This is a genomic window from Amycolatopsis aidingensis, from assembly GCF_018885265.1.
GTDB lineage: Bacteria > Actinomycetota > Actinomycetes > Mycobacteriales > Pseudonocardiaceae > Amycolatopsis > Amycolatopsis aidingensis.
The window spans coordinates 6,170,987-6,185,872 of the sequence record NZ_CP076538.1 but is presented as its reverse complement, the minus strand read 5'-3'; the positions used below and the strand labels follow the sequence as shown (position 1 = coordinate 6,185,872).

General features: G+C 72.7%; 17 protein-coding genes. 7 read left to right on the top strand and 10 right to left on the bottom strand.

Annotated features, from left to right (window positions below):
- The first annotated feature begins 37 nt into the window (after positions 1–37).
- The gene (locus KOI47_RS28165; RefSeq protein ID WP_216209521.1) at positions 38–1,174 is read left to right on the top strand and encodes a PrpF domain-containing protein; all 1,137 of its coding nucleotides are present in this window, start codon (positions 38–40) and stop codon (positions 1,172–1,174) included.
- Positions 1,171–2,562, top strand: a complete 1,392-nt coding sequence (locus tag KOI47_RS28160; RefSeq protein WP_216209519.1) for an MFS transporter — start codon at positions 1,171–1,173, stop codon at positions 2,560–2,562. The genes KOI47_RS28165 and KOI47_RS28160 overlap by 4 nt, the downstream gene beginning before the upstream one ends.
- Here KOI47_RS28160 and KOI47_RS28155 read toward each other — a convergent pair.
- Complete coding sequence (locus KOI47_RS28155) at positions 2,519–2,938, bottom strand: winged helix-turn-helix transcriptional regulator (protein ID WP_232376309.1); 420 nt, start codon at positions 2,936–2,938, stop codon at positions 2,519–2,521. The genes KOI47_RS28160 and KOI47_RS28155 overlap by 44 nt on opposite strands.
- Before the next feature lie 24 nt (positions 2,939–2,962).
- Between KOI47_RS28155 and KOI47_RS28150 the strand changes: the two genes are divergently transcribed.
- Positions 2,963–3,364, top strand: coding sequence for a YybH family protein (locus tag KOI47_RS28150; protein WP_216209515.1), 402 nt, complete (start codon positions 2,963–2,965; stop codon positions 3,362–3,364).
- A gap of 3 nt (positions 3,365–3,367) precedes the next feature.
- Here the strand turns inward: KOI47_RS28150 and KOI47_RS28145 are convergent, their stop codons facing one another.
- A complete protein-coding gene (locus KOI47_RS28145) occupies positions 3,368–3,991 on the bottom strand; it encodes an MBL fold metallo-hydrolase (protein ID WP_216209513.1) in 624 nt (207 codons plus the stop codon).
- A 25-nt stretch (positions 3,992–4,016) separates the two neighbouring features.
- Entirely contained in the window at positions 4,017–5,528 is a 1,512-nt protein-coding gene (locus tag KOI47_RS28140; RefSeq protein ID WP_216209511.1) for an ATP-dependent DNA ligase, read from the bottom strand.
- 78 nt (positions 5,529–5,606) lie between these two features.
- Between KOI47_RS28140 and KOI47_RS28135 the strand changes: the two genes are divergently transcribed.
- Both KOI47_RS28135 and KOI47_RS35950 read left to right on the top strand, forming a co-directional pair.
- The gene (locus tag KOI47_RS28135) at positions 5,607–6,176 is read left to right on the top strand and encodes a TetR/AcrR family transcriptional regulator (protein WP_232376308.1); all 570 of its coding nucleotides are present in this window, start codon (positions 5,607–5,609) and stop codon (positions 6,174–6,176) included.
- Positions 6,177–6,483: 307 nt separating this feature from the next.
- Positions 6,484–6,678, top strand: coding sequence for a GNAT family N-acetyltransferase (locus KOI47_RS35950; protein ID WP_232376307.1), 195 nt, complete (start codon positions 6,484–6,486; stop codon positions 6,676–6,678).
- An 8-nt stretch (positions 6,679–6,686) separates the two neighbouring features.
- On the opposite strand, the gene KOI47_RS28125 is transcribed toward KOI47_RS35950, so the two are convergent.
- Positions 6,687–7,298, bottom strand: coding sequence for a sigma-70 family RNA polymerase sigma factor (locus KOI47_RS28125; RefSeq protein ID WP_216209507.1), 612 nt, complete (start codon positions 7,296–7,298; stop codon positions 6,687–6,689).
- A gap of 107 nt (positions 7,299–7,405) precedes the next feature.
- Positions 7,406–8,800, bottom strand: a complete 1,395-nt coding sequence (pdxR, locus tag KOI47_RS28120) for a MocR-like pyridoxine biosynthesis transcription factor PdxR (RefSeq protein ID WP_232376306.1) — start codon at positions 8,798–8,800, stop codon at positions 7,406–7,408.
- Positions 8,801–8,848: 48 nt separating this feature from the next.
- Between pdxR and KOI47_RS28115 the strand changes: the two genes are divergently transcribed.
- Positions 8,849–9,808 (top strand): DMT family transporter, encoded by a 960-nt coding sequence (locus tag KOI47_RS28115; protein WP_216209505.1) that lies wholly within the window; start codon positions 8,849–8,851, stop codon positions 9,806–9,808.
- Here KOI47_RS28115 and KOI47_RS28110 read toward each other — a convergent pair.
- Positions 9,747–11,144 (bottom strand): class II fumarate hydratase, encoded by a 1,398-nt coding sequence (locus tag KOI47_RS28110; RefSeq protein WP_216209502.1) that lies wholly within the window; start codon positions 11,142–11,144, stop codon positions 9,747–9,749. The genes KOI47_RS28115 and KOI47_RS28110 overlap by 62 nt on opposite strands.
- Before the next feature lie 108 nt (positions 11,145–11,252).
- On the opposite strand from KOI47_RS28110, the gene KOI47_RS28105 reads away from it, so the two are divergent.
- A complete protein-coding gene (locus KOI47_RS28105) occupies positions 11,253–12,239 on the top strand; it encodes an NAD(P)/FAD-dependent oxidoreductase (protein ID WP_216209501.1) in 987 nt (328 codons plus the stop codon).
- Here KOI47_RS28105 and KOI47_RS28100 read toward each other — a convergent pair.
- The 4 genes from KOI47_RS28100 to KOI47_RS28085 all read right to left on the bottom strand — a co-directional run bounded on the left by KOI47_RS28100 (position 12,224) and on the right by KOI47_RS28085 (position 14,884).
- Positions 12,224–13,012: a S1 family peptidase gene (locus tag KOI47_RS28100; RefSeq protein WP_216209500.1), complete on the bottom strand. Its 789-nt coding sequence runs from the start codon at positions 13,010–13,012 to the stop codon at positions 12,224–12,226. The genes KOI47_RS28105 and KOI47_RS28100 overlap by 16 nt on opposite strands.
- Before the next feature lie 11 nt (positions 13,013–13,023).
- Positions 13,024–14,085: a class II fructose-bisphosphatase gene (gene glpX / locus KOI47_RS28095; RefSeq protein ID WP_216209498.1), complete on the bottom strand. Its 1,062-nt coding sequence runs from the start codon at positions 14,083–14,085 to the stop codon at positions 13,024–13,026.
- A gap of 89 nt (positions 14,086–14,174) precedes the next feature.
- Positions 14,175–14,456, bottom strand: coding sequence for an exodeoxyribonuclease VII small subunit (locus KOI47_RS28090; protein WP_216209496.1), 282 nt, complete (start codon positions 14,454–14,456; stop codon positions 14,175–14,177).
- Positions 14,453–14,884: a hypothetical protein gene (locus tag KOI47_RS28085; RefSeq protein ID WP_216209495.1), complete on the bottom strand. Its 432-nt coding sequence runs from the start codon at positions 14,882–14,884 to the stop codon at positions 14,453–14,455. The genes KOI47_RS28090 and KOI47_RS28085 overlap by 4 nt, the downstream gene beginning before the upstream one ends.
- Between the last annotated feature and the right edge of the window lie 2 nt (positions 14,885–14,886).

The following is a 14,886-nucleotide window of genomic DNA, read 5'->3' as shown; positions in this document are numbered from 1 at the left end:
GTCACGATCCTTTGTGCTGCGATTTTTGGGACGTTCTATGAGTGCGTTGTGCAGGGATTCCATCGCGGTTCCGGCGACACTGGTGCGCGGTGGAACGAGCAAGTGCTGGCTGTTCGACCTCGCGGACCTGTCCGGGATATCCGGGCGGCAGGCCGGGGTGGACGAGGTGCTCGCCGCCGCGTTCGGCGCGCGGGACTCCGACCAGATCGACGGTGTCGGCGGTGCCACCTCGACCACCTCCAAGGCCGCCATCATCGGCCCGGCCACCGCGCCCGGCATCCATGTGGACTACACCTTCGGGCAGGTGGGCATCGGCGACGAGCGGGTGGAGTGGGGGAGTAACTGCGGCAACTGCGCCACCGCCGTCGGGCTGCACGCGGTGCGTTCCGGGCTGGTCCCGGCCACCGCGGGGCGGACGAGGGTGCGGATGCGCAACACCAACACCGGTGGCCGGATCGATGCCGTGGTGGCCACTCCCGACGGCAGGGTGCCCGCGCACGGGGACACCCTGGTGCCCGGGGTCACCTCCCCGGGAGTGCGGGTCGAGCTGGAGTTCCTCGACCCGGTCGGCGGCACCACCGGAACCCTGCTGCCCAGCGGGAACCCGGTGGACGAGCTCGCGCGCGGCGAGGCGACCCTGGTGGACGCGGGCGCGCCTGCCGCGCTGTTGGACGCCGCCACGGTCGGCCTGACCGGCGTGGAGAGCGTGGCCGAGTTCACCACCCTGCTGCCAGGGCTGCTGCCGCTGCGGCGGGCGGCGGCCATCCGGATGCGGCTGGCGGGCCCCGGCGACCCGGTCGAGGCCGCGGTGCCCAAGCTCGGCATCGTCGGCCCGCCCCGCGACTACCGCACCAGCGGGGGAGTCCTGGTCCGCGCCGCCGAGTACGACCTCGCGGTGCGGATGGTCTCCATGCACACCCCGCATCCGGCGATCGGGCTGACCTCGATGGTGGCGGTGCTGGCCGCGGCGACCCAGCCCGGCAGCGTGGTCCGCCGCCACCTCGGCGCGGCCGGTGGGCCGGTGCGGCTGGGCACCCCGGCCGGGGTGGTGACCGGAACCCCGGTCCTGGACGGCGACGGCAGGCTGGTGGCGGTGAACCTGGTCCGGTCGGCGCGGGTGATCGCGGCGGCGACCATCTTCGTGCCCCGCGGCGCCGGGGTGGGTGCGGCATGACGGTCACCGGCCCCGCGCGGCCAGCCACGGCGGCCCCGGCGGGCGGGTTCGGCCCGCGGTTCCTCGTCCCGCTCGTGCTCGGCACGCTGCTCAACGCGATCAACTCCTCGATGATCGCGGTCACCCTGGCCCCGATCGGGCAGGATCTCGGTGCCGGCGCCGCCGAGACGGTGTGGCTGGTGACCGTGCTCTACCTGGCCACGGCGGTGGCGCAGCCGGTGATGGGCAGGCTGGTGGACCGGTGCGGGGCCCGGCGGGTGCTGCTCACCGGGCTGTGGCTGGTGTGCGGTGCCGGCCTGCTCGGCACGCTGGCCGGCTCGCTGCCGATGCTCATCGCGGTGCGGGTGCTGCTCGGGCTCGGCACCGCCACCGGGTTCCCCGCCGCGATGGCCATCGTCCGGGCGCGGGCGAGCGCACTCGGGGTCGCCGTACCGGGCGGCGTGCTGGCCACCCTGGCCACCTCCACCCAGGCCAGCATGGCCATCGGGCCGACGCTCGGTGCCCTGCTGGCCGCGGTCGCGAGCTGGCGGGCGACCTTCGCGGTGAACGTGCCGATCGCCCTGCTCGGCATCGTGCTGGCGGTGCGCTGGCTGCCGGCCGACGGCCCGCGTGCCCGCGCGGCCCGCGCGCGGACCGACGTCACCGGGGTGGTGCTGTTCGCCGTCGCGCTGGTCGCCCTGCTGCTGTTCGTGCTGCGCCCGCAGCAGGCGCTGTGGCCGTTTCTCGCCGCCGGGCTGCTGCTGTCCGGCGCGCTGGTGTGGTGGGAGCTGCGGGCCGCTGACCCCTTCCTCGACCTGCGGGCGCTCGGCGGCAACGGGCCGCTGATGGCGACCTACCTGCGGCAGGCCCTTGCCTACCTGGCGATCTACGCCTTCCTGTACGGCTACCCGCAGTGGCTGGCCCAGTCCGACCGGTTGCCGGAGGCCACCATCGGCCTGGCGTTGCTGCCGATGTCGGTCACCACGGTCACGCTCTCGGCGCTGGGCACGCGGCTCGGGCTGGGCGTGTGGAGCAGGCTGTTGCTGACCGGCGGGGCGTTGTTCGCAGGCTCGCTGGCGCTGCTGCTCACCGGCGCCGGTACGGCGATGTGGCTGCTGGTGGCGATCGGCTTCCTGTTCGGCGTCGGCCAGGGGCTGAGCACGGTGGCCAACCAGACGGCGCTGTACGTGCAGGCGCCCGCGGAGCGGATCGGCACGCTGAGCGGCCTGTTCCGGACCTCGCAGTACCTCGGCGCGCTGGCCTCGACCAGCGTGATCGCCGTGTCCTTCGGGCAGCGGGCCACCGACTCGGGCCTCGGCACGCTGGCGCTGGTGCTGCTGGTGACCGCAGCGCTGCTGCTGTGCGTCACCGGGGTGGACCGGGGGCTGCGCCGGGTGCCAGCGCACTGAGGGCCGAGCCGGTGCGGTAGAGCTCGACCAGCAGCGGGCGCAGTTCGTGGCCCGCCGGGGTGAGCCGGTAGCTGGTGCGGGGCGGGAAGGACTCCCGCCGTTCCCGCGCCACCAGCCCGCGCTCAGCCAGCTCACGCAGCCGTTCGGTGAGCACCTTCGCGGTCAGCGCGGGCAGCCGGGCGCGCAGCTCCCCGAAGGAGCACGGCCCGTGCATCAGCTCGCGCAGCACCAGAGTGGTCCACCGCCCGGAGATGGCCGCGAGCGCGATCTCGACCGGGCAACCGGGATCCGGCCTGCTGGTGCGGCCGCGCTCGTCCGGCACCAGTTCCGGGTCCAGCCGCCTCGCCGGGCCGTGGGTTTCCGTTTGGTGACCCACGGCCGGGCCCGCTTGGCTGGTCGCATGGGCAGGGAACATGGGTCCGAGGAAACCACAGAAATCCCGCTGACCACCCGGGCGGAGCGGCATCCGTTCACCTTTGCCGCGGCGTTCAACACCGGAAGCGGCGTGCAGGTGGAACGGATGTACGAGCCGGAAGGCGTGCTGGTGCGGCCGGACGGCATCGCGGTGACCGGGGCCGGGCGCAGGGCGGCCAATGAGGAACTGCTCGCGCTGGGCCTGCCGATCGAGGTGCGGCCCCGCCAGGTACACGTGGCGGGCGAGCTGGCCCTGCTAATCGTGGACTGGGTGATCGCGGGGGACGGCGTGCGGGTCGAGGGCACCGCGACCGATGTCGCCCGCCGGGACGCGGAAGGGCGCTGGCGGTACGTGATCGACAATCCGTTCGGTGTCACGGCCCGCTGAGGCTCAGGGTGCGGCCCACTGTTCGGAGTTCTCCCGTTCCGCGGCGATGCTGGTGTGCTCGCCGTGCCCGGTGTGCACCACCGTGTCGTCGGGCAAGGCGAACAACCTGTCCCGGATGGACTCCAGGATCGTCGGATAGTCCGAATAGGACCGGCCGGTGGCGCCGGGGCCGCCGTGGAACAGTGTATCCCCTGTGAACACGGCCCCCAGTTTCTCGGCGTAGAGGCATACCGCCCCCGGCGCGTGCCCCGGCGTGTGCAGCACCCTCAGGTAGGTGCCCGCGATGGTCAGCACCTGCCCGTCCGAAAGCGGCGCGTCCGGGGACCGCTCCGGGTGGGTGAGGTTCCACAGCTCGAGGTCGTCCGGATGCAACAGGATCGGGGCGTTGGTCAGCCTGGCCAGCTCGGGTGCGGCGTTGACATGGTCGTTGTGCGCATGGGTGCACACGATGGCGCGCACCGCGCGGCCGTCCACGGCCGTCAGAATGGCCTGCGCGTCATGTGCGGCGTCGATCACCAGCACCTCGTGGTCGTCCCCGAGCAGCCACACGTTGTTGTCCACCTCCCAGCTGCCGCCGTCGAGCTGGAAGAAACCGGAGGTCACCACGTTCTGCACTATCGCCGTCATGCTCCGACTGTAACCACCGGGCGGGCTAGGGAAGGGCCAGCGCGCGCACGGCCTCGATGGTGTCGGCCTCCGGCGGCCCCTTGTCCGGGCGGTAGCGGACCACCCGAGCGAAGCGCAGCGCCACCCCGCCGGGGTAGCGGGTGCTCGTCTGCACCCCGTCCAGCTCGATCTCCACCACCAGCTCCGGCCGCAGGTACACGGTCCAGTCGTCGCGGTGGCTCTCGTAGGCGGGGAAGGTCTCGGTCTGCCAGGCGAGCAGCTCGTCGGTGAGGCCCTTGAAGGTCTTGCCCACCATGACCGGCGGGCCGCCGTCCGGGTCCCGCGCCCCGAGGTGCAGGTTCGACAGGTACCCGGTGCGCCGCCCATGCCCCCATTCGGCGCCGAGCACCACCAGGTCGAGCGTGTGCACCGGCTTGACCTTCAGCCAGGCCCGCCCGCGCCTTCCCGCCGCGTACCCGGAGTCCAGCGCCTTCACCAGCACCCCCTCGTGCCCCGCGGCCAGCGCCCCTTCCAGCAGGGTCCGCGGATCGGCCGGGCTGGACTCGCCGGGGATCAGGTGCGGCCCCGCCACCTTCCGCAGGGCCTTGTTCCGCTCCCGCAGCGGCCGGTCCAGCAGGTCGGCGCCGTCCAGGTGCAGGCAGTCGAAGAAGTACGGACGCAGCAGCAGGGCGCGCACCTGCTCCTCGCGGGTGCTGCCGAACCGGGACATGGTCTCCTGGAACGGCCGCGGCCTGCCATCGTCGGTGAGCGCGAGCGTCTCGCCGTCCAGTACCACCGACTCGCACGGCAGCCCCCGCACCAGCTCGACCAGCTCGTCCACATGGGCGGTGATCTCGCGCAGCGTCCTGGTGTAGACGTGCACCTCGGTGCCCTCGCGATGCACCTGTATCCGCGCTCCGTCCATCTTGTACTCGACGATCGCTGGCGTCAGCTCGGCGACCGCCTCGTCCAGCGACTCGGCGGGGGAGGCCAGCATCGGCCGGACCGGCCTGCCGAGTTCCAACCGGAACCCGGCAAGGGCCGCGCTGCCGCCGGACATCGCCGCGTGTGCCGTGGCAGGCAGCCGTCCGGACAGCATGAACCCCCTGCGCACCACCTCGCCGGGCACCTCGGCCGCGGCCGCGATGGCGTCCAGCATGATCCCTTCCAGCGCGCCCTGCCGCAGCTCGCCGGTGAGCAGGCGGAACAGGAAGCGCTGTTCGGGCTCGGTCGCCCGGCCGAACAGCCCGGTCAGCGTCCCGGCACGGCGCTGCCCCGACCCGGCGCCGGTACTGTCCGCGACCGCGCCGAGCGCGGCGTCCACCTCGCCGACGGTGAGCGTGGCGTCCGCGGCGGGCGGAGCCTCCAGCCCGGCGAGGGTGCGCCACCCCGCCCCGATCCGGCCCTGGGTGGGGCTGCCGGTGAGGAACGCGACCACGGCCGCCAGCTCCGCCTCCGGGGCGGCCCGCAGCAGGTCGGCGAGGATGGTGATCTTCGCCTTCCTGGACCGGGTCGCGGCCAGCCCTGCCGAGGCCGTGACGATGTCGTCGAACAACATGCCGACATCATCGCTCCTGGGTACGACATTCGCATGCCTAGACCGACCGGTATGGTTATACGTCCTATACTGCGGGTCATGGACGAACTCACGATGACCCCGGCCGCCGAGCGGGTGCTCGAGGTGGCGGGCCGGTTGTTCTACGAGAACGGCATCCACGCCGTCGGTGTCGAGTCCATCGCGAGCGAGGCCGGGGTCACCAAGAAGACCCTGTACGACCGCTTCGGTTCGAAGGACGCGCTGGTCGGGCACTACCTGCGGCGCCGGGACGAGCGCTGGCGCGAGCACGTGGTGTCCTTCGTGGAGCAGGGCGTGCGGGTCACCCCCGCGCGCAGGCTGCTGCTGGTGTTCGACGCGCTGGAGGAGTGGGTGGCCACGGAGAACGACCGCGGCTGCGCCTTCGTGAACGCGCAGGCCGAGCTGACCGACGTGGGTCACCCCGGCCGCGAGGTGATCCGGGACCAGAAGCTGTGGATGCTGGACTACCTGCGCACCCTCGCCAGGGACGCCCGGCTGCGTAACCCGCGGCGGATCGCCACCTCACTGCTCGTGCTGCTGGAGGGCGCCACGGTCACCGCTTCCTTCGGCGTGGTTCCCGGTGCGGTCGGTAACGCGAAAGAAATCGCCAAGCAGCTCGTCGAGGGCTAACCTCACCAGCCGTGCTGATCAGGGACGCACGCCCGGCGGACTGGCCGCGGATCTGGCCGTTCTGGCACCGGATCGCGACCGAGGGCGAGACCATCGCGTGGGACCCGGACGTCGGTTTCGAGCGGGCGGGCCGGGGCTGGATGCTGGAGCCGCCGGGACGGACGTTCGTGGTGGAGGACGGCGAGCGGATCCTCGGCTCGGCCCAGCTGCAGGCCAACTACGGCCCGGTCAGCCGGGTCGGCACCGCCACCTTCATCGTCGATCCGGATCACGGGGCCGTGGGGTCGGCAGGCGGCTGGCGGGGCACGTGCTGGAGCAGGCGCGCGCAAGCGGGTTCCGGGCGATGGTGTTCAACGCCGTGGTGGAGACCAATCATCGCGCCGTGCACCTGTGGCATTCGCTCGGCTTCCGGACCCTGGCGATCGTGCCGGAGGCCTTTGACCATCCGCGGCACGGACCGGTCGGGGTGCACGTTATGCACAGGTCACTGGGCGAGGGCTGACCGGCCGGTCATGCCCTGCCCTCGCCTGCTGCCGGGTGTCCGGTGCCCGCGGGACCGAGCCAGGCCAGCAGGTCCTGGCGCGCCCGCGCCACCCGGGAGCGGATCGTGCCGATCGCGCATTCGCACACCAGCGCCGCCTCGGCGTAGGAGAGCCCGAGCACCTGGGTGAGCACGAAGGGCTCCCTGCGCTCCGGCGGCAGCTCGGCGACCAGCCTGCGCAGTTCCACCAGGCGCCCGTGGTCCGGTTCGGCCGCACCCGCGCGCTCCGCGGCCCACGCCCAGTCCGGGGTGCGGGCGTGCTGCGGCCGTCGCCTGCGGGTACGCAGATGGTCGGCGGCCACCCGCCTGGCGATGGCGAGCAGCCACATCCGGGCCGGGCACCGGGCAGCGTAGCGGGGCAGTGCGGCGAAGGCCCGCAGGTAGGTCTCCTGCACCAGGTCCTCGGCCAGTCGCGGTTCCACCAGGTAGCCGAGCATCCGGTGCAGCTGGTGCTGGGTCGCCGAGACGAATCCTTCGGCCGCGCTCCGGTTTCCGGCCGCGGCGCGCAGGGCGAGGCGGGTGAGCTCCTGGTCCTCCACGGACACCTCCCCTGGTCCAGACCTGTCACGCTCGGTCTTCATCCGGCCACCTGATCCATGCCATTGCACCAGCTCGATGTGAGGTATACATAAAGATCGGCGTGCTGCGGATCTTTCGCTGTGCTTTGTCCTGTCCTGTCAGCGCGCGGTCAGGCCAGCGCCCGTGCCATACCGTCGACCGCGGCGCGCAACCGGTCCGGGGACAACGCCGCGTAGCCCGGCACCAGCCCGGGAAACGGGCCGTGGGATCCCGTGCGCGCGTAGCCGGAGAGGGCGGGGACGTTGATGCCGTGCTCCGCCAGCCGCCGCTGCGTGGCAAGGTCGTCGGTCCCCGCGGGCAGGCGCAGCACCACGTGCAGGCCGGCCGCGATGCCGACCGGGTGCCAGCGCGGGAAACGGGCGCCCAGCGCCGCCAGCAGTGCGTCCCTGCGCTCGCGGTACAGCCTGCGCGTGCGCCGCAGGTGCCGGTCGTATCCGCCGGAACGCAACATGCGGGCGAGCGCGACCTGTGGCAGCGGCGGGCAGCCAAGGTCGTGCCTGCGTTTGCCGTCCACCACCCGCGCCCGCAGCGCGGGTGGCAGCACCAGCCAGCCGATGCGCAGGGCCGGTGCGAGCACCTTGCTCACGCTGCCAAGGTAGGCGACCCGGTCCGGGGCGAGCGCCCGTACCGCCCCCAGCGCGGGCCGGTCGTAGCGGTGCTCGGCGTCGTAGTCGTCCTCGATCACCAGCCCGTCCCGCTCCGCAGCCCACTCCAGCAGCGCGCGGCGTCGGCCGGGGTGCAGGGCCGCGCCGAGCGGGAACTGATGCGCCGCGGTCACCACCACGGCCCGCACCTGCCGCGGGCACCGGCCGATGTCGATGCCGTGCTCGTCGACCGGCACCGGGACCGGCCGCAGGCCCTGGTCCGCGAACAGCTCCGCCTGTTCCGCGTGGCTGGGGTCCTCGATCGCGATCTGCCGTTCGCCTGCCGCCCGCAGCACCCTGGCGAGCAGGGACAGCGCCTCGGCCGCGCCGCTGGTGAGCACGATGTCGTCCGGGCTCGCGGGCAGGGCGCGCACCCGGCCGAGGTAACCCGCCAGCTCGGCGCGCAGTTCGGGCGCTCCGGCGGGATCCGGGTAGCCGAGGGCGGAGTCCGGCAGCCCGGCCAGCGCCTCCCGTTCGGCGGCCAGCCATTCGGCGCGCGGGAAGGCGCTCAGCGCGGGCAAGCCGGGGCGCAGGTCGAACCGCCAGGCCCGGTCCGCGGCCGGTGCGGGCGCCGCGGCGGGTTCCTGGCGGGCCATGGGCGCCACGGTGGTGCCCGAGCCGCGTTTCGCCAGCAGGTATCCCTCGGCCACCAGCTGCTCGTACATCGCGGTGACGGTGCCGCGGGCGCAGCCGAGCTGTGCCGCCAGGTCCCGGCTGGAGGGCAGCCTTGTCCCCGCGGGCAGCCGCCCGGACCGGATCGCCGCACGAAGCGCGGACTCCGCGGCCCGGCCCGGCCGGGAGCCGGAGACCGCGGGCAGCAGCAACTCGCGCAGGACTCCGGAGTGGTCCATTTTCGGCATGCTCGATTGGTCCTTCCGGCTAGACCACTGACCGGCGAGGCTACCGCCATGACGACTCCGGTGGCGCCTCCGAGCGCCGAGCACAGGGTAGGAACCCGGCGGGGTGCGGCGGCCGGGTTGGCGGCCGCGGTCATCGTCGGCGGTTCGGTTCCGGTGACCGGGATGCTCGACGCCTACCCGGTGATCGCGGGCCAGGCGCTGCGGTACGCCCTCGGCGGCCTGCTCCTGCTGGGCTTCGCCCGGTTGCGCGGCAAGGCGTTGCCGCTGCCCGCGCTGGGTGACCTTCCCGCACTGGTGACGCTCGCGGCCAGCGGAATGATCGGTTTCCAGGCGTTCCTGCTACTGGCCCAGCGGTACGCCGAGCCGGGCCTGGTCGCCGCCGTGCTCGGCGTCAGCCCGCTGGTGATCGCGCTCGCCGGGCCGCTGATGGCCGGTGGCAGGCCCTCGGCGGCGCCGGTGCTCGGCGCCGTGCTGGCGACCGGCGGGGTCGCCGTCCTCACCGGCGGCGGTGACACCGAGGGGCCGGGGCTGCTGCTGGCCGTACTCGCGATGCTGTGCGAGACCTCGTTCACCCTGTGCGCGGTCGGGGTGCTCGGCAGGCTCGGCCCGCTGGCCACCGCGACCTGGAGCTGTTTCGTCGCCGGGGTGGGCGGCGCGCTGGTCGCCACGATCACCGGCGGCGCCTCGGCATGGCGGCTGCCGGACGCGCGGGAGCTCGCCGCGCTGCTGGTACTCGCGGTCCTGGTGACCGCCGTGGCGTTCGGCGCGTGGTACTTCGCGGTGGGAGCGCTGGGAGCCGACCGCGCCGGGGTGCTGATCGGCGTGATGCCGGTGTCCGGGCTGGCGGTATCCCTGCTGCTCGGCGCGCAGACCCTGGACCTCGCCGATGTGCTGGGTACCGCACTGGTCGCCACGGCGGTCACCCTCGGCCTCCGCCGCCGACAGGTCAGCGGGAGCCGTGGGCCATGCGCAGGACGTCGAGGGCCTCGTCGAGCTGTTGCTCGGTGAGCTTGCCGTTCGCGACGTGGCCGCGTTCCAGCACGACCTCACGGATCGTCTTGCGCTCGGCGAGGGCTTGCTTGGCAACCGCGGCGGCCTCCTCGTAGCCGAGGTAGGCGTTCAGCGGGGTCACGATCGAAGGGGAACCCTCGGCGTACTCCCTGGCCCGCTCGGCGTTGGCGGTCACCCCGGCGAACACCTTGTCCGCCAGCAACCGGGACACCGCGGCCAGCAGCCGCGCCGACTCCAGCACGTTGCGGGCGATCACCGGCAGGTTCACGTTGAGCTGGAAGTTGCCCTGCGCCCCGGCGAAGGCCACCGCCGCGTCGTTGCCGATCACCTGCGCGACCACCTGCAGCGTGGCCTCCGGGATCACTGGGTTCACCTTGCCCGGCATGATCGAGGAACCGGGCTGCAGGTCGGGCAGCGCGAGCTCGGCGAGGCCGGTGCGCGGGCCGGAGCCCAGCCAGCGGACGTCATTGGCGATCTTGTTCAGCGAAACCGCCACCGTGCGCAGCGCCCCGGAGGCTTCCACCACGCCATCCTGCGCGGCCTGCGCCTCGAAGTGGTTGCGCGCCTCGCTGAGCGGGAGACCGGTCACCTTCGCCAGCTCTCCGGCCACGGCCGCGCCGAACCCGGCCGGCGCGTTCAGCCCGGAACCGACCGCGGTCCCGCCGATCGGCAGTTCGCCCAGCCGGGGCAGGCAGTCCCGCAACCGTTCGATCCCGAAACGCACCTGTGCTGCCCAGGCGCCCGCTTCCTGGCCGAGGGTCACCGGGACCGCGTCCATCAGGTGCGTGCGGCCGGACTTCACCACCTCCGACCACTCCCCGGCACGCCGCTCGATGGTGCCCGCCAGGTGGTCCAGCGCCGGGATCACATCGGTCAGCACGGCCTCGGTCGCCGCAACGTGGATCGTGGTGGGGAAGGTGTCGTTGGACGACTGCGAGGCGTTCACCTGGTCGTTGGGGTGCACATCGGTGCCGAGCGCGCGGCTGGCCAGGGTCGCGATGACCTCGTTGGCGTTCATGTTGGAGGAGGTCCCGGACCCGGTCTGGAACACGTCGATCGGGAAGTGCGCGTCGTGCTTCCCTTCGGCGACCGCGTCGGCCGCGGTCGCGATGGCCGCCGCGACCTCGCCGTCCAGCACACCCAGCCTGCCGTTCACCCTGGCCGCGGCCGCCTTCAGCAGGCCGAGCGCCCGGATCTGGGCGCGCTCGAGGCCACGCCCGGAGATCGGGAAGTTCTCCACCGCCCGCTGGGTCTGTGCGCGGTACAGGGCGTCGGCGGGTACCCGCACCTCGCCCATCGTGTCGTGCTCGATCCGGTAGTCCTGTTCAGCCATGCCGCCAGTCTGGCGTAGCCGAATCGGCGTCGCGCGGTGGCCTTGCGCACTAGGGTGGCGAGTGTTCCCGATCACTGCCACCACCACAGGCGGAAAGGTTGGTGAGCTATGAGCTCGCCGGAGAAGCTGTCGGTCGACGTCCTGATCATCGGCGCCGGGCCGACCGGGTTGTTCGCCGCGTACTACGCGGGTTTTCGCGGTCTCTCGATGGCCGTCGTGGACTCCCTGCCGGAGGCGGGCGGTCAGGTGACCGCCATGTATCCGGAGAAGATGATCTACGACGTGGCCGGGTTTCCTGCGGTACGGGGCCGGGACCTGATCAAGGGACTGGTCGAGCAGGCGGCCCAGTGGGACCCGACGTACCTGCTCGGACGCAAGGCCGTCGGGCTGGAGCGGGTCGAGGACGGCCTCGAGGTGTCCCTGGACGGCGGGGATGTCGTGCGGGCGGGGGCGGTGCTGGTCACCGCGGGCATCGGTGAGTTCACCCCACGCCCGTTGCCTGCGGGCGATGGCTGGCTCGGCCGCGGCATGGTGCACTTCGTGCCCGCGCTGGATGCCCATGCCGGTAAGCACGTGGTCGTGGTCGGTGGCGGCGACTCGGCTTTCGACTGGGTGCTCGCGCTGCACCCGATCGCCGCGAGCGTGACCCTGGTGCACCGCAGGTCCCGGTTCCGCGCCGCCGAGTCGATCGTGCGGGAGGTGCGTGCGCTGGGGGTCCGGATCATCACCGAGGCCGAGGTGACCCGGCTACGCGGCGAGACCGAGGACGGCCCGCTGGCCGAGGTGGAACTGGAGATCAAGGACACCGGCCGCGAGGTACTGCCAGCGCAGACCGTGGTCGCCGCGCTCGGCTTCACCGCGGATCTCGGCCCGATCGAGAACTGGGGGCTGGAGATCGAGCGCCGGTCGATCGCGGTCGACACCACCATGGCCACCGCAAGGGAGCGGGTCTACGCGGCCGGCGATGTGGCGGCCTACCCCGGCAAGGTCAAGTTGATCGCCACCGGCTTCGGCGAGGCCGCCACGGCGATCAACAACATCGGGGTGGCGCTGAACCCGGAGGCGAAGCTGTTCCCCGGTCACTCCAGCGGCTGAGTGTCCGGCGGCGCGATCCGTTCGGTGATCCACTCGGCGTAGGCGGGAACCGAGGTGTAGATGGACGGCGCGGTGGCGCAGGTGCGGTCGCCGTTACCCGGCCTGCTGGATGCGCCGACCAGCTCCCAGTGCTCGGCCACCCTGGCCAGCTGTGGCCCGCCGGAGTCGCCGTAGCAGGTGCCTGCCTCGCCCTCTGGGGTCCCGGTGCACAGCTCGACCTCGGTGGCGAACTCGGTTGTGCAGCCGGTGTCATCGACGATCAGGGTGTCCAGTTGCTGCAGGATCCGCGGGCCCGGCCCGCAGCCCTCGGTCGGGCAGGTCTGCCCCCAGCCGAGCAGCCTGGTTTCGTCGCCCACCGCGGGTTCCGTGCCGAGCACGACCGGTTCCGCCTGTACCGGTTCGGCCAGCCGGACCAGTGCAAGGTCGCCACCCGCGCCGGTCGGGTCGTAGTCGGGGTGCGTGATCGTCTCGGTGACCTCGGTGCGCTCGCCGCCCTCGGTGTGGTCGGTGCTGCCGATCCGGGCTGTGGTGATCAGCCTGGTCCGGGTCTGCACGCAGTGCGCGGCCGTCACCACCCAGCCCGGGGCGACCAGCGAGCCGCCACAGCGATGCATCCCGGAACTGCTCTGCAGGGACACCATGAACGGGTACTCCTGGTCGGCGTCCACGCCGCCGATGATGGCGGGCTGCACAGCAGTCGCCTGCTGGGCACCGGCCGCCAGCAGTGCGACCGCGGCCGCGAGCGCGCAGGCCGCGCGGGCGCTCTTACGCATCGGGTCCACGGCTAGGGCAGCGGCGGGACGGTGCCGGAGTCGGTGTCCAGGGTGCCGTCGAAGTCCACCGAGGAGTAAGCCCGCAGCTTGGTCAGCCGGTGGTAGCCGTCGATCAGCCGCACGGTGCCGGACTTCGAACGCATCACAATGGACTGGGTGGTCGCACCGCCCGCGCGGTAGTGCACCCCGCGCAGCAGGTCGCCGTCGGTGACCCCGGTGGCGCAGAAGAAGACGTTGTCCCCGCCCACCAGGTCGTCTGTGCCGAGCACGCGCTCGAGATCGTGGCCCGCGCCGATCGCCTTCTCCCGCTCGGCTTCGTCCTTCGGCCACAGCCTGCCCTGTAGTTCCCCGCCGAGGCACTTGAGCGCGCAGGCGGCGATGATGCCCTCCGGGGTACCGCCGATGCCGAGCAGCATGTCCACGCCGGTGGTCTGCCGGGCGGCCGCGATCGCCCCTGCGACATCGCCGTCCGAGATGAACCGGATCCGCGCCCCGGCCTCCCGGACCTCCTTGACGATCTGCTCGTGCCGGGGCCGGTCCAGGATGCACACGGTCACATCGGAGACCTCGCTGTGCTTGGCGCGGGCCACCCGGCGGATGTTCTCCGCGATCGGGGCCGAGATGTCCACCGTGCCTGCCGCCTCCGGGCCCACCGCCAGCTTCTCCATGTAGAACACCGCGGAGGGGTCGAACATCGCGCCGCGCTCGGCCACCGCCAGCACCGCAAGCGCGTTCGGCATGCCCTTGGCCATCAGCGTGGTGCCGTCGATCGGGTCCACCGCCACATCGCAGTCAGGGCCGTCGCCGTTGCCAACCGACTCCCCGTTGAACAGCATGGGCGCCTCGTCCTTCTCGCCCTCGCCGATCACCACCACGCCGCGCATGGACACGGTCTGGATCAGCTGCCGCATCGCGTCCACGGCCGCGCCGTCGCCACCGATCTTGTCGCCCTTGCCGACCCAGCGGCCCGCGGCCATCGCGGCCGCCTCGGTGACCCGGACGAGCTCCATCGCGAGGTTGCGGTCCGGCGCTTCCCCGCGACGGGGTTCGCCGGTGGACTCGGCGGTGGTCATGCTGGCCTCCCGATCACGATATGGAGCGAATCGGGCCTAATTCTCGCAGATCGTGGCCGCCGGGCCAGCTCAGCGCGGCATGGCGATCGTCACTGCCCGTTGCCGGTTCTGCCCGTTGTGTCCGCGCTCGCGTCCTCGGTGTCGTTCTCGACCGAGGCCAGCGCGGTCTCGATACGTTCCCGCGCGCCCTCGAGGTGCCGCTCGCACAGCTTGGCCAGCTGCTCGCCCTTCTCCCACAGGGCCAGCGACTCCTCCAGCGACAGCCCGCCTGCCTCCAGCCCGCGGACCACCTCGATGAGCTGGTCCCTCGCCTGCTCGTAGCCAAGGCCCGCGGTCTCGGCGGGGTTGCTGACGGGTTCGGGTTCGTTCACGGTGTGCGGCTCCGGCTGTCGTGGTTGGTCCGGGCAGCGCACACTACCGCGCTGGCCATCGCGTTGTCGTAGCCCACGAAGGCACTGGCGAACTCCTGCCCGTCCCCGTCCACGATCGCGTCCTCGATGTGCTGCTGCGCCTGGGCCACCCGGCGCCGGTGCGGCGAACCGTCGGTGAACCACCAGCGGGTGCCGACGTAGTACGAGGTCGCCTCGGACAGCCTGCGCAGGCTGGGCCCGAGCGCGGTGCGCCCCGCCGTGTCGCAGCCCGCGAGCAGCGCGGTCCAGCACTGCGCGGCCGCGGCGTCGGCCTCCTCGGCCCGGTGCCGGACGACCAGGGCCTGTTGCCGCGCCGGGTCCGTGCCGGCACCGTGTGCCAGGCGGGCGGCGGCGTTCGTGGTCAGTGGGAGAAACGTGGTCGTGCGCACCG

Excerpts from the sequence above, each read along its gene's own strand:
- KOI47_RS28165 (WP_216209521.1), top strand. The coding sequence starts at position 38 with ATGAGTGCGTTGTGCAGGGATTCCATCGCGGTTCCGGCGACACTGGTG.
- KOI47_RS28160 (WP_216209519.1), top strand. The coding sequence starts at position 1,171 with ATGACGGTCACCGGCCCCGCGCGGCCAGCCACGGCGGCCCCGGCGGGC.
- KOI47_RS28150 (WP_216209515.1), top strand. The coding sequence starts at position 2,963 with ATGGGCAGGGAACATGGGTCCGAGGAAACCACAGAAATCCCGCTGACC.
- KOI47_RS28145 (WP_216209513.1), bottom strand. The coding sequence starts at position 3,991 with ATGACGGCGATAGTGCAGAACGTGGTGACCTCCGGTTTCTTCCAGCTC.
- KOI47_RS28140 (WP_216209511.1), bottom strand. The coding sequence starts at position 5,528 with ATGTTGTTCGACGACATCGTCACGGCCTCGGCAGGGCTGGCCGCGACC.
- KOI47_RS28135 (WP_232376308.1), top strand. The coding sequence starts at position 5,607 with ATGGACGAACTCACGATGACCCCGGCCGCCGAGCGGGTGCTCGAGGTG.
- KOI47_RS28125 (WP_216209507.1), bottom strand. The coding sequence starts at position 7,298 with ATGAAGACCGAGCGTGACAGGTCTGGACCAGGGGAGGTGTCCGTGGAG.
- pdxR (WP_232376306.1), bottom strand. The coding sequence starts at position 8,800 with ATGCCGAAAATGGACCACTCCGGAGTCCTGCGCGAGTTGCTGCTGCCC.
- KOI47_RS28115 (WP_216209505.1), top strand. The coding sequence starts at position 8,849 with ATGACGACTCCGGTGGCGCCTCCGAGCGCCGAGCACAGGGTAGGAACC.
- KOI47_RS28110 (WP_216209502.1), bottom strand. The coding sequence starts at position 11,144 with ATGGCTGAACAGGACTACCGGATCGAGCACGACACGATGGGCGAGGTG.
- KOI47_RS28105 (WP_216209501.1), top strand. The coding sequence starts at position 11,253 with ATGAGCTCGCCGGAGAAGCTGTCGGTCGACGTCCTGATCATCGGCGCC.
- KOI47_RS28100 (WP_216209500.1), bottom strand. The coding sequence starts at position 13,012 with ATGCGTAAGAGCGCCCGCGCGGCCTGCGCGCTCGCGGCCGCGGTCGCA.
- glpX (WP_216209498.1), bottom strand. The coding sequence starts at position 14,085 with ATGACCACCGCCGAGTCCACCGGCGAACCCCGTCGCGGGGAAGCGCCG.